Origin of the sequence: Corynebacterium vitaeruminis DSM 20294 (genome assembly GCF_000550805.1) — a bacterium.
Lineage (GTDB): Bacteria > Actinomycetota > Actinomycetes > Mycobacteriales > Mycobacteriaceae > Corynebacterium > Corynebacterium vitaeruminis.
Genome location: NZ_CP004353.1, coordinates 677,062 through 696,074, shown reverse-complemented (window position 1 = coordinate 696,074; position 19,013 = coordinate 677,062). Strand labels below are relative to the sequence as shown.

Annotated in this window: 12 protein-coding genes; 4 read left to right on the top strand and 8 right to left on the bottom strand. The window is 68.4% G+C overall.

All coding sequences use genetic code 11. The features are described from left to right. Positions 1 to 91: 91 nt before the first annotated feature. A complete protein-coding gene (locus B843_RS03290; protein WP_404825217.1) occupies positions 92 to 3,109 on the bottom strand; it encodes a UPF0182 family protein in 3,018 nt (1,005 codons plus the stop codon). Between the two features lie 137 nt (positions 3,110 to 3,246). On the opposite strand from B843_RS03290, the gene B843_RS03285 reads away from it, so the two are divergent. Both B843_RS03285 and B843_RS03280 read left to right on the top strand, forming a co-directional pair. Continuing rightward, positions 3,247 to 3,762 carry a PPA1309 family protein gene (locus tag B843_RS03285; protein ID WP_025252099.1) on the top strand — a complete coding sequence of 172 codons (516 nt, stop codon included), beginning with the start codon at positions 3,247 to 3,249 and terminating at the stop codon, positions 3,760 to 3,762. Positions 3,763 to 3,856: 94 nt separating this feature from the next. Further along, positions 3,857 to 4,495, top strand: a complete 639-nt coding sequence (locus tag B843_RS03280; RefSeq protein ID WP_025252098.1) for a hypothetical protein — start codon at positions 3,857 to 3,859, stop codon at positions 4,493 to 4,495. 22 nt (positions 4,496 to 4,517) lie between these two features. On the opposite strand, the gene B843_RS03275 is transcribed toward B843_RS03280, so the two are convergent. Then, on the bottom strand, positions 4,518 to 5,567 hold the full coding sequence (locus B843_RS03275) for a YlbL family protein (RefSeq protein WP_025252097.1): 1,050 nt from the start codon (positions 5,565 to 5,567) through the stop codon (positions 4,518 to 4,520). Between the two features lie 139 nt (positions 5,568 to 5,706). Here B843_RS03275 and B843_RS03270 point away from each other — a divergent pair, with 139 nt between their 5' ends. After that, entirely contained in the window at positions 5,707 to 7,092 is a 1,386-nt protein-coding gene (locus B843_RS03270) for a zinc-dependent metalloprotease (RefSeq protein ID WP_025252096.1), read from the top strand. A gap of 211 nt (positions 7,093 to 7,303) precedes the next feature. Here B843_RS03270 and B843_RS03265 read toward each other — a convergent pair whose 3' ends face one another. After that, the gene (locus B843_RS03265) at positions 7,304 to 7,828 is read right to left on the bottom strand and encodes a M48 metallopeptidase family protein (protein WP_025252095.1); all 525 of its coding nucleotides are present in this window, start codon (positions 7,826 to 7,828) and stop codon (positions 7,304 to 7,306) included. Positions 7,829 to 7,900: 72 nt separating this feature from the next. Between B843_RS03265 and B843_RS03260 the strand changes: the two genes are divergently transcribed. Next, positions 7,901 to 8,773 carry a hypothetical protein gene (locus B843_RS03260; protein ID WP_155895081.1) on the top strand — a complete coding sequence of 291 codons (873 nt, stop codon included), beginning with the start codon at positions 7,901 to 7,903 and terminating at the stop codon, positions 8,771 to 8,773. Here B843_RS03260 and B843_RS03255 read toward each other — a convergent pair. The 5 genes from B843_RS03255 to B843_RS03235 form a co-directional block, all read right to left on the bottom strand. Further along, positions 8,770 to 10,815: an ATP-dependent DNA helicase UvrD2 gene (locus B843_RS03255; protein WP_025252093.1), complete on the bottom strand. Its 2,046-nt coding sequence runs from the start codon at positions 10,813 to 10,815 to the stop codon at positions 8,770 to 8,772. The two genes, B843_RS03260 and B843_RS03255, sit on opposite strands and share 4 nt — an antisense overlap. Beyond that, complete coding sequence (locus B843_RS03250; protein WP_081751620.1) at positions 10,812 to 11,516, bottom strand: NAD(+) diphosphatase; 705 nt, start codon at positions 11,514 to 11,516, stop codon at positions 10,812 to 10,814. Before B843_RS03250 ends, B843_RS03255 begins: the two co-directional genes overlap by 4 nt. A 10-nt stretch (positions 11,517 to 11,526) precedes the next feature. After that, complete coding sequence (locus tag B843_RS03245; RefSeq protein WP_051483435.1) at positions 11,527 to 12,600, bottom strand: potassium channel family protein; 1,074 nt, start codon at positions 12,598 to 12,600, stop codon at positions 11,527 to 11,529. Positions 12,601 to 12,682: 82 nt separating this feature from the next. Continuing rightward, positions 12,683 to 15,934 (bottom strand): ATP-dependent DNA helicase, encoded by a 3,252-nt coding sequence (locus B843_RS03240; protein WP_025252090.1) that lies wholly within the window; start codon positions 15,932 to 15,934, stop codon positions 12,683 to 12,685. After that, entirely contained in the window at positions 15,931 to 19,011 is a 3,081-nt protein-coding gene (locus tag B843_RS03235) for an ATP-dependent DNA helicase (protein WP_025252089.1), read from the bottom strand. Before B843_RS03235 ends, B843_RS03240 begins: the two co-directional genes overlap by 4 nt. Between the last annotated feature and the right edge of the window lie 2 nt (positions 19,012 to 19,013).

The following is a 19,013-nucleotide window of genomic DNA, read 5'->3' as shown; positions in this document are numbered from 1 at the left end:
GAATGAAACTATAACGTGCTTTGCGCAAAAAAGCCAAATCCCCAGCCCACGGCGGCGCGGGGCCGCCCGTGGCGCTGGGGACTCAGGCTTTCTAGGACTTCGGCTCCTCCGAGGTCGCGGCGGCGTCCGAGGCGGGCGCCGCGGCCGTCGTGGAGGCGGCCGAGGTGTCGGTGGACTTGGTCAGGTTCTGGTAGTCCTGCACCGCCTTGTCTAGGTTGTCGAGCGCCTTGCCGTACTCCTCGTTCGTGCCGGAGCGGGCCTTGGTCAGCGCGTCGAGGGCGTCGTTGATGGCCTTGATCGCCTCACCCTCGCTGCCGGTGCCGCTGGCGGGCTGAGAGGCCTGCTGTTGCTGGGTGGTGTCGGTCGGGGTGACGTTGCCGGCCTCGCCGAGGTCCTGGGCGGCCTTCGGGTCGATGCCCACCTGGGCGAGCGCCTCAGAGATCGTGGGCGCGTAGCCGACCTGACCGCGGTAGCTGACGAGCACGCGCAGCAGCTTCGGGAAGGCCGAGGCCTGGTTGAGGCGCTTGGAGTAGATCGGCTCGACGTAGAGGATCTCGTTCTTGCCCACGGGCAGGGTGAGCAGGTTGCCGGTGATGATCTCGTTGGAGCCCTTCCACAGCGTGTAGTCCGAGGCGAACTGGTCGGAGGACGTCATGGTGTCCTGGACCTGCTTCGGGCCCTGCGTCTGGGTGTCGGTGGGTAGGACGCGGACGGTGATCTTGCCGTAGTTGTCCGGGTCGGAGGAGGCGGTCATGTGGGCGGCCAGGAACTCGCGGTTGAGGCCACGGAAGGCGGTGATCAGCTGGAAGCTCGACTTACCGGTCTCCGGGTCGGCGGCGACGACGTAGTACGGCGGCTGGTTGGCCTTGTTCTTCTCGTCGGCGGTCGGGTCCTGCGGCACCGACCAGAAGCGGTCGTTGGTGAAGAACTCGCGGGCGTCGTCGACGTGGTAGCGCGAGAGCATCTCACGCTGGACCTTGAAGATGTCCTCCGGGTAGCGCAGGTGGTTCATGAGCTCGTCGGAGATGTCAGACTTCGGCTTGACGGTGCCTGGGAAGACCCCCTCCCACGCCTTGAGCACGGGGTCGGACTCGTCGAACTCGTAGAGATCCACCGAGCCGTCGTAGGCGTCGACGACGGCCTTGACGGAGTTGCGGATGTAGCCGACCTGGTCGAAGGCCGCCAGCTGCCCGTCGGCGCCGACGCTGCCGGAGGTGTCCACGGTGGCGTTCGACAGGCTGGTGCGCTGCGCGTACGGCAGGGAGCTTAAGGTGGTGTAGCCGTCGACGATCCACTTGATGCGGCCGTCGATGACCGCCGGGTAGGTGGTCGAGTCGGTGGTCAGCCACGGGGCGACCTTGTGCACGCGCTCGCGCGGGTCGCGGTCGTAGAGGATCTTCGACTGGGAGTTGACGCGCTCGGAGAGGATGAGGTTCATCTCCTGGTAGCGCAGGGCGTAGGCCGCGCGGTTGACCACGTTGCCGATGCTCACGCCGCCCTTGCCGTCGTAGGTGTAGGTCGAGGAGTCGGTGTCGTACTCGACGTTGTTGCCGTCGGCGGATCCCACCACGGCGTAGTCGGCGCCGTCCTGGGCCGAGGCGATGACCGGGCCGTAGTAGATGCGCGGCTCGGTGACGTGGATGCCCGCCGCCTGCGCCTCTTGGTCGGTCGACTGCAGGTCGGAGACGGTGTAGACCGGGTAGCCGCCGCGGGCGGAGCCCACGTCGCGGGCGACCTCGTCGACCTGGTTGGCCTGGGCCGCGACGAAGCCGTTGCCGTGGGTGTAGACGGTGTGGCGGTTGATCCAGTCCTTCTGGTTGTCCTGCAGGGAGTTCGGGTTGATCTCACGGGCGGCGACGACGAAGTCGCGCAGCTGGCCGTCGATCTCGTAGCGGTCCATGGACAAAGCGTCCGGGAAGCCGTAGAAGTTCTTCAGCTGCTGTTGCTGGGTGAACGTCGGCGAGAGGACCTCGGGGTCGAGCAGGCGGATGTTGTTGATCGTCGCGGTGTCCTGGGAGACCTCGGAGGTGCGCTGCTGCGACTCCGCGGTGGTCGAGGTGGACGAGCCCCAGTTGTCGATGTAGGTGACCTTGTCGTTGCCGATGCCGTAGGCGAAGCGGGTCGCCTCGATGTTGCGGGAGATGTATTCGGACTCCTTCTCCGCGCGGTTCGGCTGGACCGATAAGCGCTCCATCATGAGCGGCCACACGGAGCCGATGGCGATGCCCGAGAGCAGCATGAGCACGGTGGCCACCGCCGGGATGCGCAGGTCCTTGATGACGATCGCGGAGAAGAAGCTCAAGGCCACCACGATGGCGATGACCATGAGGATGATCTTCGCGGGCAGCACCGCGTTGATGTCCGTGTAGCTGCCGCCGGTGAACGTGGAGTGCGCCCGGTTGAGCAGGTCGTAGCGGTCGAACCAGTAGCCGGCCACCTTCAGCAGCATCCACACGCCCGCCCAGGTGGCCAGCTGGATGCGCGCGGACGAGGACACAGAGCCGCGCACGCCGGCGGCCTGGTTGCCGATGCGGATGCTGCCCAGCAGGTAGTGGCCCACGAGGGTGATGAAGAACGCCAGCGCCACGAGCACCGCAAAGGTGCCCAGGATGAGCCGCAGGAACGGCAGGTCGAAGGCGTAGAAGCCGTAGTCCATGTGGAACTGCGGGTCGGAGACCCCGAAGCTTTGGCGGTTGAGGAACAGCTGCACCGTTTGCCAGTTGCGCTGGCCCAGCACGCCCGCGAGCAGGCCGGTGAAGAACGGCAGGCCCACGAGGAAGCGGCGCACGGAGCGCTCGACGGCCTGGCGGTAGCCCACGACCGGGCTGTCGAGCTCGAAGGCGTCCATCGAGTCCGGGCGCCCGCGGTAGGTCAGCCACCCGGCCAGCCAGGCGATGAACCCGCCGACCAGCGCGAAGGCGATGAACAGTCCCACGCGAGAGAGGATTACTTTGTTAAACACCCCGCGGAAGTCCAGCTCGCCGAACCACAGCCAGTCGGTATAAAAGCCGACGATGGTGGGCACGAGCCCGGCGAGGATGACCAGCACGACGATGATCGTGGTGATAACCTTCGGCGGTCGCCGAAGCTGGGGGGACGGAGGGGTCATGGGCGAAGCCACCTTTGGGCTCTCCTTTTTGTGCATCCTGTGCGCCCCGAACCCGGGGACCGCACGTTTTCGAGCAGGACGGGTATTGTCCTACTCTACGACAGTTGTAGCTACTACGAGACTATAAGGATTTACGGATGAACGCTCCCGAGCTCTCCCCCCAAGCACTCAACAAAGCCATGCTTGAGGCGGTCGACTTCGTTCACGCCGAGGGCTGGGACGCCTCCCCCACCCTGTTCGCCCTCGTTCCTTCCTTCTTGCTTGCCGACGCCATGCCCGACGGCCTCGACGGCGATGACGCGCCGCTCGCCCTCGTCGTCCAGGACACCCTGCCGGACACCATCCTCCCCGGCTCCGAGGAGCTCGGCGACTACATCTCGCGGATCAGCTGGCCCGAGCAGGTCGTCGGCGCGATCCTCGCCCAGGAGATCACCTTCCGCGACACCTCCTCCGAGGACCCCACCCCCCGCCCCGCGCGGCTGTACTCGGGCGTGCTGCGCGGCGAGGCCGAGCTCACCCTGCTGCAGCTGCGCCCGAGCGAGGAGGAGTTGGCCGAAATGGGGCCCTTCGGCGAGGACAAGGTCGAGCTGCGCGGCGGCCCGGGCGTGGCGCCGGGCGTCATCCTCGCGCTGCGCGCGACGTTCGAGCAATAACCTGCGATAACAAAACTAAAAACAGTTATGTCGACGAGGACACCAGCGTTTAGTATGAGGGTGTTTACTCCCCTAGTTCGCGAAGGATCCCACCGTGCTTTCTCCTAAGCCCCGCATCCTCCTGCTCTGCACAGCGTGCGCGCTGACCTTAAGCGCCTGCGGCGGGGGAAGCGACGAGCAGCCGAGCCAGCCGGAACAGACCCCGGCGTCGTCGGAGGCCGCGACGCCTTCCTCGGAGACGCAGACCAGCGAGCCGAAGGCGTCGACAAGCGAAACGAAAACCACCGGCAGCCGCACCTCGGCGAGCAGCTCCAAGCAAAAGGAGATCGACGACGCGCGGGAGAAGTTCTCCTCGCTGGCGCCGGCGAGCCTGTTCGACCAGTTCGACTCGTGCGCGCCCAACGGGGTGCAGGACTCGGTCGCCTGCTCGGGCGACGAGGTGGGACAGTTCCAGTTCTTCGCCTCGGACGCGAAGGCGGCGTCGACCACGCAGCTGCTCACCGAGCTGCGCTCCTCGCGCGTGGTGGAGGACACTGGCAACAAGGTGGTCGGCTGGTCCACGCTCGGCAGCATCGCCGTGATCACCGTCGTGGACAACGACAAGGGCGTGCTCTTGCAGCACATGGTCTCCTCCGACGACATCGATCCGGCCGAGCGGATCTACCAGCTGGGGCTGGCCGAGCGCCCGTCGACCTCGGCCGCCCCGACCACCTCCGAGGGCGAGAAGGCCTAAGTTTCCCGCCTAGGTTTCCCGCCTAGCTGCAGGTGGCGGCGTCCTCGCCGTTGTTGTACTTGGTCAGCTGGTCGATCGCGTCGGAGACCGTGGAGACCTTGAGGATCGTGATCCCCTTCGCCTCGCTCGCCGCCTCCGCGCAGTTGTCGGCAGGCGCCAGGAAGACCTCCGCGCCCGCGTCGCGCGCGGCCTGGATCTTGTGCGTGATGCCGCCGATGGGGCCGACGGTTCCCTCGTCGTCGACGGTGCCGGTGCCGGCGACGAACTTCCCGCCGGTCAGCTCGCCGGGCGAGAGCTTGTCGATGACCGCGAGGCTAAACATCATGCCCGCGCTCGGGCCGCCGACGTCCTCCAGGTTGTAGTCCACCGAGATGCCGCCGCCGGGCACGGCCTCCATGGAGGCGCCGAGGAAGGCGGTCTTGTCGTCGTGCGGGTTGGAGGCAAGCGTGACCTTCTCCTCCAGCTGCTGGCCGTCGCGCTCGACGCCGAGGGTGATCTCGTCGCCCGGCTTCTTCGACTGGACCGCCTCGACGACCTGCGCCGGGGTCGCCTTCGAGTCGCCGTCGATGGCGGTGATGAGGTCGCCTTCCTGCAGCGCGTCGGCCGCGGGCGAGCCGTCGACGGTCTGGGCCACCTTCGTGCTCACGGGCAGATGGAGGTAGTTCATCGCGGCGATCGTCGCCGACGCCTCCGAAGTGGAGAAGGCCTCCTGGTTGGCCTGGGTGACCTGCTCCTCGGTCTGGTCCTGCGGGAAAACCTGCTCGATGGGCACGAGCGTGTCCTTATTAAACAGCCAGCGCCCCATCGCCTGCATGAGCGTCATGTTCGAGCGCACGCTCACCGTGGTCATGTTGAGGTTGCCGGTGGTGGGGTCGAGCTCCGTTCCCTGGATGTCCACGACCTGCTTGCCGTCGTACTCGCCCAGCGTGTTGAACGTAGGCCCCGGCCCCTCGGCGGCGTACGGCACCGTCAGGCTCACGCTCGTGCCCGGGATGTGGTCGAAGGTGACCAAGCCGGTGAGCAGCAGCAGGGGGATGGCGCCGAAGGAGATTGTGCGCAAACGTCGATTCACGAATAACAAGGGTACATCGCCTTCCGCTTTCGCTTCTCGACGCCTACGGTTTCCCGCCTCTGGCCGTCGAGAAGCGCTGTTCGCTGACAGCGTTGCTTTTTGATGGCTAAGAACCCTCCGACACAGGTAGGTTAAGGGCATGAACTCTAACGGCTTTGGCTTTTCCTTTAACTTCGGCGGCAACGACGACGATGACGATCGCGACGGCCGCAACTCGAATAACCCCTTCGGCGCGGGCGGGCTGGGCGACATGCTCAACCAGTTCGGCCAGATGCTCTCGGGCATGGGATCGAGTATGAACTCCCCCGACGGCCAAGGCCCCGTTAATTACGCACTCGCCGAGCGCATCGCGCGCCAGCAGATAGGCAAGCCCACGGCGATGAGCGCCTCGGATAGCTCGGCGGTGGAAAACGCCGTCCGCATGGTCGAGATGTGGTTAGACGACGCGACGATCCTGCCCGCCTCCGGCAACAAGGTCGAGGCATGGAACGAGGAGGAGTGGCTGACCAAGACGCTGCCGATGTGGAAGCGCATGGTCACCCCCGTCGCGGAGAACATGAACAACGCCCAGATGGAGTCGCTGCCTGAGGAGGCGCGCGAGATGGTCGGGCCGATGATCCACATGATGAGCCAGATGTCGGGCATGAACTTCGGCATGCAGCTGGGTAACGCGCTGGGTGATCTGGCCTCCCAGGCGCTCACGGGTTCTGACTTCGGCCTGCCCATCGCGCCGGCCGGTGTGACGGCCATCCTGCCGAAGAACCTCGCGCACGTCTCCGGCTCGCTCGGGGTCTCCGAGCAGGAGGCGCTGGTCTACCTCGCCGCCCGCGAGGCCGCCCGCCAGCGCCTGTTCAAGCACGTGCCGTGGCTCATCGAGCGGCTGGTGTCCTCCGTCGAGGAGTACGCCTCCGGCTTGGTCATCGACACCTCGCACGTGGAGGAGGCCATGCGTGAGCTCAACCTCGAGTCCGGCGACCCGAGCGCGATCCAGGACGCCATGCAGCGCCTGCAGGGCATGGACATGTCCCCGCGCATCAGCTCCCGCAACGCCGGCGCGGTCTCCCGCCTGGAGACGCTGCTCGCGCTCATCGAGGGCTGGGTCGAGTACGTGGTCACCGAGGCCATGGGCGAGCGCGTGCCCGCCACCCAGGCGCTCAACGAGGCGTGGCGCCGCCGCCGCGCTACCGGCGGCTCGGCCGAGAAGGCCTTCTCCTCCGTGGTGGGCATCGAGTTCGCGGCCCCGAAGGTCGCCGAGGCCCAGGAGCTGTGGCGCCGCGTGACGGTGGCGGTGGGGGCCTCCCGCCGCGACCGGGTCTGGGATCACCCGGACTTCCTGCCGGTTGCCGAGGACCTGGACAACTCCGCCGAGTTCATCGACGGCCTGCTCGACTCCGCCTCCACCGACGACTTCGACCCGATCGCCGAGATCACGGCGCTCGAGGAGATGCTGGCCAACGAGGCGAAGGAGGAGGATCCGGAGTCGAAGGAGAATCCCACCGACCCGGAGTCTGATTCTGACTCCTAGTTGGTCGTGTGCATGGGCCGGGCGCGCTGCGTCCGGCTTTTTCGACTTCAGTCGGAAGACTTCACCCAAAATTGATACCCTGTGGGGGTATTTTTGGGACTGAAGTCTTCCGTGTGAAGTCGACCTTTTGCCGCCCGGTCGAACTCATTCGGTCGAACTCACGGATTTTTGATACCCCCCTGGGGTATTTTCTTCCGTGAGCTCGACTGATTCAGTTCGACCCAGCCGATTCCTGTGGCCCGAATCGCTGGTACGCCTCGAGGTAGCCCTTGGCCCGCTCGGCCTGCGGGGCGCGGTCGGCGAATGCCCAGAAGGTGGCGCTGTGGCCGTCGGCGACGAAGGTGTGCACCAGCTCGTGGACGATGACCGAGTCGAGGACGTAGTCGGGCACCTGCTGAAGCCGGTGGGAGATGCGGATGTCGCCGGTGGCGGTGGTGCAGCTGCCCCACCGGCGGTTCTGGTTGGTCACCCAGCGGATGCTGCCGATGCGGGCTCGGCCGTCCAGCACATCGCGGTTGAGGCGCTCGGCGCGGGCCTGGAGCTCCTCGTCGGTGTAGCTCGACGCGGTGTGCTTGGCCATGACCTTGGCCACCAGCTCGGCCACCACTTTTTGCTCGTCGGCACGGCTCATGCGCGCGGGGACGCGGACTTGGATGCGATCGTCGACCAGCCTGGCGGAGACAGTCTTGGAGCGCCGCGCGGAGCGGATCACCTCGACCTGTGGGGGAACCTGCATGACTAGGCATTGTAACCTCCCCGCACCTGTGGTGAAATGAGGGCGCACGGGGTTTCAAAAGGGGGGAAAGCCGTGGGGGATCTGGATATCACGACCAGGCTGGTGCTGAGCAGGAACGCGCGCATATTGCTGCGCCCGCCGCACGGGATTCAGTTCGGCACCGACTCCACGCGCTCGGGCATCGCGCTGCTGCCCAAGCACGCCATCGCCCCGGTCGCGGCGGCGCTCGCCGCCTGCCGGATGCCCGCCACGGGGCTGCACGGGAAGCTCGAGCGGGCGGGGCTCGACGAGGTGGCCGCGGCCACCCTCATCGACGACCTCCTCGCCCACGGCATCCTGCGGGTCCACCAGCCGCCGCGCCCCGTCGCGGTCGTGGGGGCGTCGGCGTCCTCCTCGATCCTGCGCACCGTCCTCGCCGAGACCGGAATCTGGGTGCGCAGCCCCTCGCGCGGCGAGCCCGACGGCAACTTCCTCAACCGCCTCGAGTCGGACGTGCCCGTGGTGGTCATCGGCTTCCACGCGCTGTTCGCCGGGCGCTCGGTGTTCCTCGCCGACCGACCCACCATCATCCCGGCCCGCGTGGAGGACGGCATGGTGGAGGTCGGCCCCCTGCGCATCGACGGCGAGGGGCCATGCCCGTACTGCACCGACCTCGCCGAGCTCCGGCGGGACCCCGAGGCGCGCGTGTTGCGGGCGCAGCTGGGGCCGTCGATGCGTTTCGACCCGCTGTGCGAGCACCTGCTCGCCGTCAAGGTCGCGGCCGTCATCCACGGGCTCTACTCGCAGACGCCAGCGCCGGGCATGCACGTCGAACGCCCGCGCCCGGGGCTGCTCCTTAGGCTCAGCCCCTACGACGGTGCCGTGGAGGAGCGGATCGTCGAGCCGCTCGCGCTGTGTCCGCTGTGCTCCTCGCAGGACCTGCTGCCCATCGAGGACGCCCCCTAGCGGAACTGCTCGAGCACCTCGAGGACCTCCTCGCCGAAGTTCTGCACCTTTACCGGCCCGATCCCGGACACGCTGAGCATCTCCTCGAGCGACTCCGGCATGGCCTCGGCGAGCGCCATGAGCGTGGCGTCGGTGAAGACGATGTAGGCCGGGACCTGGTTCTCCGTGGCCGTGGCGAGCCGCCACTGGCGCAGCGCCTCGAAGACGCCCTCGCCCGCGTCCGAGGGGCAGTCCTCGCAGCGGCCGAGCACCTTGGCGGTGGGCGTCTCGAGCGGCTTGCCGCACACGCGGCAGCGCTGGGTGCGCGGCCTGCGGCTGGTGGTGACGGCGTCCGGGTCGGCGACGATGCCGTCGAGGAAGCGCGAGCGCTTGCGGTTGGCGCGCCCGCCCTCCTGGCGCGCCTTCGCGTAGGAATGGTAGAGGTACTCGCGCGCGCGGGTGACGCCGACGTAGAACAGGCGGCGCTCCTCCTCGATCTGCTCCTGACCTGCCTTGATGGCGTGGGTGATCGGCAGCATGCCGTCGGTGAGCCCGACCAGGAACACCGCGTCCCACTCCAGGCCCTTGGCCGCGTGCAGCGAGGCTAAGGTCACGCCCTCCATCGTCGGCGGGTGCTTGGCTGCGGCGCGCTCCTGGAGCTTGCGCAGCAGCCCGTTGAGGTCGAGGTCCGGGGTGGCCACCACGAGTTCCTCGCTGAGCTCGGCCAGCGCCTTGAGGGACTGCCAGCGCTCGCGCGCCTGGGCGCCCTCCGGCTCGGTGTCGGTAAGCCCCAGCGGCGCGAGGGCGGCCGCGACGACCTTGGTCAGGCGCTCGCCGCCCGCGAGCCCATCGATCTGGGCGACGCGCACGAGCTGGCTGATGGCCTGGCGGATCTCGGCGCGCTGGAAGAACTCCTCGCCGCCGCGGACCTGGTAGACGATGCCCGCGTCGGCCAGCGCCTGCTCGAAGGTCGCGGACTGGGCGTTGATGCGGTAGAGCACGGCGATCTCGTGCGCGGGCACGCCCTTGTCCAGCAGCGATCGGATCCGGCCCGCCACGGCACGGGCCTCGCTCGGCTCGTCCTCGTAGGAGTCGAACTCCGGGTCGGGACCGGCTGGCCGCATGCCTTGGAGCTTGAGGCGGGTGCCCGCCACGCGCCCGGTGGCCTTGCCGATGACCTCGTTGGCGAGGTTGGTCACCTGCGGCGTGGATCGGTAGTCGCGCTGCAGCTTGACGACGGTCGCGTGCGGGTACTTCCGGGAGAAGTTGAGCAGGTAGTCCGGGGTAGCGCCGGTGAACGAGTAGATGGTCTGGTTGGCGTCGCCGACGACGGTGAGGTCGTCACGTTCGCCCAGCCAGGCGTCGAGCACCCGCTGCTGGAGCGGGGTGACGTCCTGGTACTCGTCGACGACGAAGGTGCGGTACTGCTCGCGGAACTCCTCCGCGATGGCCGAGGAGTTCTCGAGCGCGCCCGCGGTGTGCAGGAGGAGGTCGTCGAAGTCGAGGCCGATGCCCTCGGGCGTGGTCTTGAGCTCCTCGTAGCGGCGGTAGACCTCGGCGACCTTATCAGGCGGCTCCGGCGTCTTGCGGTTTTGGGCGCGCTCGGCGTAGCCGTCGGGGGCGATGAGCGTGGCCTTGGCCCACTCGATCTCGCCGAGCAGGTCGCGGATGTTTTCGGTGTCGGTGGCGATCCCCAGCGAGCGGGCGGCTCGACCGACCAGCGAGAACTTGTTATCGATGAGTCGCCACGGGAGATCGCCTGCGACCTGCGGCCAGAAGTAGCGCAGCTGGCGCAGCGCGGCGGCGTGGAAGGTGCGCGCCTGCACCCCACCGATGCCCATGAGGCCCAGACGGTGGCGCATCTCGCCCGCCGCTCGGTTGGTGAAGGTCACCGCGAGGACGCGGCCGGGGCTGGCGAAGCCCTGGTCAATGAGGTGGGCGATGCGATAGGTGATCGTGCGGGTCTTGCCGGTGCCGGCGCCCGCGAGGATGGCGACGGGCCCGCGCGGCGCGGTGGCCGCCTGAAGTTGGTCGGAGTCGAGGTCTCGAAGGTCGACGCTCACTCGTTCATCCACTCCCCAATGAGTCGTAGCGCGATGGATCCCTTCCGCGGAAGGGGGTACTTGTTCTGCTCGATGTCGTCGCGGCTGGCCCACACGACGTCGGCCAGCTCTCCGTCGGTCTCGGCGACGGGGTGCTCGTCCTCGGTGGTCGCCGACATGCCCACCATGAGCGAGCCCGAGTAGGGCCACGGCTGGCTGGCCTTGTACTCGATGTCCTCGATCCTGCGGCCCGCCTCCTCCATGGCCTCCCGGGACATGGCCTCCTCGAAGGTCTCGCCGAGGTCGACGTAGCCAGCGATGAGCGAGTAGAAGTCCGGGCGCAGCGTGTTGCGGCCAAGCAGGATGCGTTCCTCGTCCTTGAGCTCGATGCGCCCGATGACGGCCGGGTCGATGCGGGGGAAGACCATCGCGCCCTCGCTGGTGCGTCCGACGGTGGGCTGCTCAAAGTTGAGGGCGCCGCCGCTCACGGGGTCCACGAGGGTGCGCTCGCGGAAGCCGAGGACTCCCAACGCGTAGACCGCGAGCCGGTCGGTCGGCCGGTGCCACTCGGGTTCGGTGCGGGTCTCCTTCAAGCGCTGGACGACCAGCCCATCGCCGATGGGGTACGCGGGGAGATCGTCGCGCTCAGGGCTGAGCACCGGCGCGAGGCCCTGGTGTGCGATCTGGCCGGAGGCATCGAAAAGCAAGCAAGTATTGCTCATGGAGGCGATTCTACTTCTCCTCGTCCTCGCCGAAGACGCGGCGGACGTACAGGAGGCGATCGCCGGGCTCGACGGTCTCGGCCTCGGGGGAGTCGATGCGGTAGAGCTCGCCGGAGCGGACGACACCCAGCACGATGTCGGCGAGGTGACGCGGATTGGCGCCGACCTCGTCCTCGGCGACGAGGCGCTCGGCGACGGAGAAGCCTTCGTCCGGGGAGAGCAGGTCCTCCATCATCTCCACGACACTCGGCGTGACGGTGGCAAGGCCCAGCATGCGGCCCGCGGTCTCTGAGGAGATGACCACCGAGTCGGCGCCGGACTGCTCGAGCAGGTGCTGGTTCTCCGACTCGCGCACGCTCGCCACGATCCACGCGGCGGGCGCCAGCTCGCGCACGGATAGGGTGACCAGCACCGCGGTGTCGTCGAGGTTCGGGGCCACGACCACGGCTTTCGCCTTGGGCACTCCGGCCAGGCGCAGGACGTCGGACTTCGTGGCCGAGCCGGTCACTGTGACCAGCCCGGCATTGTTCGCGATCTCCAGGGCGGTCTGATCCGTATCCACGACCACGATGTCCTTGGGCAGGACTCCGTCGGCAAGCAAAGCAGCGACCGCCGAGCGGCCCTTCGTGCCGTAACCGATGACGACGGTGTGATTACGCATGCGTTTCCTCCAGCGCTGAATCTGCCACGCTTTCCGCGACTCCTCCGTGAGCACCGACAGCGTCGTGCCGACCAAGAGGACGACGAACAGCAGGCGCAACGGGGTAATGATGATGATGTTGAGCAAGCGCGCCTGCTGCGTGATGGGTGTGATGTCGCCGTAGCCGGTGGTCGACAGCGACACGGCCGAGTAGTACAGGGCGTCGATGAAGGTCAGCGGCTCCGTGTAGCCCCCCTTGTCGAAGTACACGATGAGCGCCACCGCGATGACCAGCCCCAACGCGTAGGCGAAGCGCTGCGCAATGAGCTTGACCGGGCTGGCCACTCCCCTGCTGGGCAGGCCGATGACGTGCAGGAGCGAGTGCTCCGGCAGGTCGTTGAGCTCGTCGACCCGGTTGAATCGCTGCAGGTAGCGGTTGGCCATGGGAAATCACATTTCGAGGTTGAGGGGCAGGGCGTGCACGAGGCAGCCAGCTGGGCGCCGACGCCAGACGTATTCTGTCATACTACTGCCCCGACGGCTCGGAGCTCGACTCCTTCAGAAGCCTGGCCAGCTCCTCCTCACCCGGCAGGTCGGGCGGAGACACCAGCTCGCCGTCCATCACGTAGTAGAAGGCCGCGTCGATATCCGCCTCCGCGACGCCCTTCAGGCGCGACCAGGCGAGCCGGTAGACGGCCAGCTGGATCCGGGTCGCGAGCATCTGCGCGGCGGTGGGACGGTGGCCGGTCTTCCAGTCGATGATCTGCCAGCGCCCCTCCTCCGACTGGAAGACGGCGTCCATGCGGCCGCGCACGATGATCCCGCCGATGGACACCTCGAAGGGGTGCTCGACGAACTTCGGCGCCCTGTCCGCCCACTCCGAGGCGAGGAAGGCCTCCTTGAGCGCTGCGAGGTCGGCGTCGCCCAGCTCCTCGTCGATGCCCGGGAGCTCGTCGACGTCCAGCAGCGCCGTGGCGCCCGCGCGGTCCTCCAGCCACTGGTGGAAGGCGGTGCCGCGCTTGGCGTAGGTGTTCGGCTTGAACGGGACGGGGCGCCGCTGGCGCCTGGCAAACTGCTCCGGGTTGTCCTTGAGCGCGACCATGTCCGTTGCCGTCAACTCCCTGGACAGCTCCACCTCCACGACCGGGGCCTGGGCCGCGGAGTACTCCTCGATCAATGCCGCGACCTCCTTTTCCCAGGTGGTGTAGATCTCCTTCTCCCGGCTGAGCTCCGGCAGGTCGGCCATGGCGGCGCGGACCTCCTCCATACCGCGCGGGTTCCAGCCGGACTGGAAGATCCCCTCGGGCGGGGCGGAGGCGTCCGAACCGTCGGAGCCGACCTCCCCCTCGTACCACTCCACGACCCGCTCGGGGGCGGTGTCGCGCAGGAGCGCGAGGTTCTCGTAGGGCTGCACGCCCTTCTTGGTTCCGGTCTTGCCGTGCGCTGTGACCATGAGCCGACGCTCGGAGCGGGTGAGCGCCACGTAGAAAAGCCGCGTGGACTCCTCGGCGGAGGCGTTGCGGTGGTCGTCGAGGTGCTCCTTGATGGCCTTGGTGAGCTCGGTGCGGTTTTCCACCTCCGTGAGGTCGAGCACCGGAGCGCCCGTCTCCGTGGGTGATTCCGCCGCGTCCCCGCGCAGGGTGGAGGGGATCTTGTCGGGCATGGTCAGCCAGGTCTCCGCCTTGGCCTTGTAGGTGTTGGAGTCCGTTCCGAGAACCGAGACGATATCCCACTCGAGGCCCTTGGCCTTGTGGATGGTGAGCACCTGCACCCGGTCGGAACGAACCTGCACCTCGGCGGGGGCGAGCCCGTCCTCCTGATCGCGGGAGAGCGCGAGGTAGTCGAGGAACGCGGGCAGCGTCGCCCCGGGCACCGCGGCGAACTCGGCCACGACGTCGAAGAAGCGCATGAGCTGGCTCGTGCCCACCGCGCCGTCGGCGTGGGGGTCCTGGCGGGTGAGCACCTCGGTGCGGAGGCCCAGCTGGTTCTCGATGTCGGCGAAGAGATCCGGCAGCGACTGCCCCAGGCAGTAAGTGCGCAGGTAGCGCAGGATGGAGGCGAACTCCTTCAGCCGCGCGTATCCCTCCTCCGAGTAACGCTCGGGCTCGCCCAGGTCGGCGAGGGCGTCCGCGAGCCCCACGACGGTCTCCGGCTCCTGGGCCTGCTGCTCGGCGATGATCTGCTCGAGGCGCTCTAAGGGGTCGTTCGAGTACACGACCCGCTCGGTGCTGCGGCCGGAGAGGTTGGCGGCGCGGGCGGCAAGCGCCTTGAGGTCGTTGACGCCCAGCCCCACGCGAGGGCCCATGAGCAGGCGCATCGCGGCCGCGGAGTCCCAGGGGCGCACGAGCATGGTGGCGGCGGCGATGAGGTCCTGGATCTCAGGCACGTCGACCAGCCCCGACGTACCCACCACCTCGACCGGCACGCCGCGCGCGGCAAGGGCCTCGGCGATCGGCTGCGCCTGGCTGTTCTTGCGCACGAGCACCGCCGCCGTGAAGGGTTTCTCCTTCTCCCCGCGGCGGGAGTATTCCTCGGCCATCTGCTCGGCGACGAACCCCAGCTCATCGTCCTCGGTCTCGAAGAAGGCCAGCTCAACCGTGCCCTCGCCTGCCCCCGGGCGGGGCGAGAGCGGGGCGACGGTGCGCGGGCCGTGGCCCGGCTTTTCTAGGACGGTGGCCGAGACCCGGTTGGCGAGGTCGAGGACCTCCGGCGGGTTGCGGAAGCTCACGGTGAGCTCCTTCTTCGGCGCTGGCTCTTCCCCCGCCGCGAAGTCGGTGACGAAGCGCTCGAGGTTGGCCGCGGTCGCTCCGCGCCAGCCGTAGATGGACTGCATCGGGTCGCCCACGGCGGTCACGGCGCTCCCGGCGAACAGGCTGCGCAGGAGCACGCGCTGGGCGTGGCTGGTGTCTTGGTACTCGTCGAGCATGACCACCTTGAAGCGGCGGCGCAGCTGCTCGCCCACGGCCGGGTTGCTCTCCGCGAGCCTGGCCGCCAGCGACATCTGCTCGCCGAAGGTGATGAGCTTGTTCTCCGCCAGGTCCTCCTTGAGCAGGCGCACGAGGTCGAGCAGCTCGACGCGCAGCAGCTGGGCATCGCGCCATTTATTTTGGTCCCTGGTTAACGCGGCCGCTTTACCGTTGGCGGTGGGCAGCTCGTCGAAGAGCCGGACGAAGGGGTAGGTCTCCTCGGCGATGTCCGCGGGCGAGACCATGTGGTTGTCCATCTCGGAGGACAGCGCCAAGACCTTCTTGATGACATCATCTAGGCCGTTGGTGGTGGAGACGGTGCCCGAGTAGGTGGACACGATGCGGTGCGCCCGCTGGTAGAGCTCGGTGGCGTTGATCATGCGGGAGGTGGGCTCCATCGGCAGGAGCAGCCCGAACTCGCGCATAAGGGTGCCCGCAAAGGAGTCGTAGGTGGCCACCTGCGGGGTGATCGCCTGCAGCGAGTGGGCCAGCTCGCCGGTGGGGTCGAGGTCGGGGAGCTCCTCGATGCCCGCCAGCCGCTCGAGGCGGTCTCGGATGCGCTGGCCCAGCTGCTGGGCTGCCTTCCTGGTGAAGGTCAGGCCAAGCACCTGGTCGGGGCGGATCAGCCCGTTGGCCACGAGCCACACCACTCGGGCGGCCATGGTCTCGGTCTTGCCCGCGCCCGCGCCCGCCACCACGAGCATCGGGCCGAGCTCGGCGCTGATGACGGCGGCCTGCTGCGGCGTGGGCGGGAACTTCTGGCCCAGGAGCTTCGAGAGCTCGATCGGGTCCACGACTGGCTTGGTGGTCACTGTGGGGTCATCCTTCCGGTGGTCCGGGCTGGGCAGATGTTCTGGTAGTCGCAGTGCTTGCAGTTCGGGTTCACGCGGGCCACGAAATGCGGGCCGCGCAGCTCCTTCAAAAGCAGCGGGAGCCGGGCGTTGAGCTCTGCCAGCTCCTCCGGGGTCTTCCTCGCCTGCTCCCTGGTCGTCAGAGACTTGGAGTCCGTTCCGGGGTAGACGAGCTGCCCCTGATCGACCTCGAGCCCGGATCCGCTCACGATGGCGGCGCGGCCGTCCTCGCCTGTGACGACCTCACCCTTGCTCAGCGCCAGCTGGTAGGTCGCCAGCTGCATGTGTCGGCTTGCGTCCTCGAAGCTCATCGCCTTCCCCGCGGTCTTGATATCGAGGATCCGCAGCCCCTCCTTATCGCGCTCGAGGCGGTCGATGCGCCCGGAGATGGTGACGCCGTCGCCGACATCCACGCGAACCGGGACCTCGGTTCCCACCAGCTCGTAGCGGGCGGCATTGACCTCCAGCCAGTGCTCCAGCTTGGCGATCATCGCGTCCCAGGCCTCGAGCGCCGTGCCGATCATCCAGGAGGGCAAGCCCAGGATGGACTCGTAGGCGGAGCGCACGAGCGGCCGCCCCGCCTCCACGGGCACGCCCGAGGCCACAGCCTCGGCGTAGGCGTGCACGAGGGTGCCGCGCATCATCGCCAGCGTGTTCTCGGAGTCGAGGCGCACGCGCGAGAGCGAGGCCCGCATCGGGCACTCCAGGCCCGTCTCCACCAGCGACGGGGAGATCGCGCGCACGTCGAGTTCCTCGTTTTCGCTGGTCCCGCGGGTACCCCACCAGCTGCTCGGGTCCGCACCCGGCACGCCCGCCTCTGCGAGCTTGGCCAGTTGGCGCGCAGCCTGCTCGCGGTCCTTCTCGTCCCCGGCGCCCGCCAGCACGCGGCGCAGCTCGGCGACGATGCTGGGAACGGAGAGCAGGCGCACGTAGCTCGCTTCCTCCACAGGCGTCTCGCCCACCGCATCCGACGACGGCCCCTCGACATCCTCGTCGAGGAGGTAGTTGAGGTTGGGCACCTCCTTCATGAACCGCGAGGGCTCCCTGATCGTGTCACCCTCGGGCGTGTCCACCGCCGTGACCACCAGCCGCTTCGTGGCGCGCGTGCACGCGAGGTGGAACAGGCGCTTCTCCTCCGCCAGGCGCGCGGCGGAGTGCGAGACCGGAATGCCGGGCTCGATGCCCTCGTCGAGGAGATCGACCAACTCCTCCTGCCCGAACAGCGAGCCGGTCTCCCCCAGCGACGGCCACGCGCCCTCCTGCACGCCCGCGACGATGACCACCTGCCACTGCTTCGCCGCGGTCCCGTGCGCGCTTAGGACCTGCACCGCGTCGGGCGCCGCCAGGCGCCTGTCGCGCACGCCCGTGGGCAGTTCCTGCTCGTTGATGTGCTGCATGAAGGCGCTTATCGACGCCTTCGGCCGGCGCTCCACGAAGTCGCCTGCGGCGTCGAACAGGGCCATGACCGAGTCGAGATCCCTATCTGCCTGCGAGCCGGAGGCCCCGCCGCGCAGGCTGACAGCCAGCAGGTGGGCGGACAGCCCCGTGGCGTCCCACAGCGCCCACAGGATCTCCTCCACGCTCCCGCCCCGGCGCGTGGCGGCGTACCCGGCGTCCAGCACCGCGCGGATGCGGGCCAAGATAGCCAGCTCGCGGTCGGTGAGCACCTGCCGGGCGTCCGCCTCGAGCTCCTCGCGCTCGTCGGCGAAGCGGGGATCGTCGACCACGAGCCGCTCGAGCATCTCCGCCGCCCGGCGCGTGCCGCCGCGGCGCAGCTCGGCGAGCCGGAGGCCGCGGTAGAGCCTGCGCAGGGTGACCGGATCGGCGCCGCCGATGGGGCCGAGCGCCAGCTCCTCGATCTCCGCCGGGGTGAGCCGCTCGTGCAGCGCGCGCACCGCCAGGAGCAGCGAGGAGACGATGCGCTGGTTCGCCAGCACCACGTCGGTCGGGTCCACGTGGACCGGCACACCCGAGGCGAGCAGCGCGCGGCGCACCGAGGAGATGGCGGACTGGGATCGGACCACCACCGCCATGTCCTTCCACGGCACGCCCTCGAGCAGGTGCTCGCGGCGCAGGATGTCCGCGGCGAACTCCCACTGGGCGGTCTCGGTGGACAGGATGTAGCCCGCGGCCTCCGGCGCGCGGAAGCTCTTGTCCAAACGCAGCTTGTGCTCGACGGGGTGGTGCAGCAGGAACTCCGGGTCGGCGCCGCGGAAGTGGAACACGCTCTGATCGGGGTCGCCCGCGATGACGGAGAAGTCCGCCCGCTCGATGAGCGAGGCCACCAGCTGCGCCGACTTGGGGTCGAGGTTCTGGGCGTCGTCGACGATGACCGTGCGGTAGCCCAGGTCCGGCACCTCGCCGAGCAACACCTCGGAGACGAGCTCGGAGGCGGACAGGCTGCGGCGGTCCGAGAGCGACATGACCGACTCGTACTCGCGCAGGAAGGCCCCGGCGGCACCCCACATCGGGCGCGAGTACTCCACCCCCAGCCGCTCGAGGTCGTCCGGGCCGAGGCCGCGCTCGGCGGCGCGCAGGAGGAAGTCGCGCAGACCCCGGGCGAAGCCCACCAGCTCGAGCGCCTCGCGGGTATCCGCGGGCCACTGACCAGTGTGCTCTGCGGCGTTGCCCTCGAGCAGCTCCCTGATCACCGCGTCCTGCTCGGCACCGGTGATGAGCCGCAGCTGCTCGTCGAGGGTGAGCCGGAGGATGGAAAAGGCCACCGCGTGCACCGAGCGCACCATCGTGGACGCCGAGGTGTAGTCCACGTCCGCGATGCGGTCCGCGATCCCCCGGCGCAACCCCGCCGCCGCGGCCTTTGATGAGGCGATGACGAGGATCTCGGAGGGGTCCTGCCCCTCGCGGATCCTGCGTGCGACCACGTCGCACACGAGGCTGGTGACGCCGCTGCCCGCGGTGCCGATCAGCCGCCAGTGCCCCGCCGGGTTGCGGTAGAGCTCGTTGTCCCACTCGCGCTGCGCATCGCGGCGAGAGGGTGAGACCAGATGGACCTTGGGAATGGGCGCCGGTTGAACCATGC

Excerpts from the sequence above, each read along its gene's own strand:
- B843_RS03290 (WP_404825217.1), bottom strand. The coding sequence starts at position 3,109 with ATGACCCCTCCGTCCCCCCAGCTTCGGCGACCGCCGAAGGTTATCACC.
- B843_RS03285 (WP_025252099.1), top strand. The coding sequence starts at position 3,247 with ATGAACGCTCCCGAGCTCTCCCCCCAAGCACTCAACAAAGCCATGCTT.
- B843_RS03270 (WP_025252096.1), top strand. The coding sequence starts at position 5,707 with ATGAACTCTAACGGCTTTGGCTTTTCCTTTAACTTCGGCGGCAACGAC.
- B843_RS03265 (WP_025252095.1), bottom strand. The coding sequence starts at position 7,828 with ATGCAGGTTCCCCCACAGGTCGAGGTGATCCGCTCCGCGCGGCGCTCC.
- B843_RS03250 (WP_081751620.1), bottom strand. The coding sequence starts at position 11,516 with ATGAGCAATACTTGCTTGCTTTTCGATGCCTCCGGCCAGATCGCACAC.
- B843_RS03245 (WP_051483435.1), bottom strand. The coding sequence starts at position 12,600 with ATGGCCAACCGCTACCTGCAGCGATTCAACCGGGTCGACGAGCTCAAC.
- B843_RS03235 (WP_025252089.1), bottom strand. The coding sequence starts at position 19,011 with ATGGTTCAACCGGCGCCCATTCCCAAGGTCCATCTGGTCTCACCCTCT.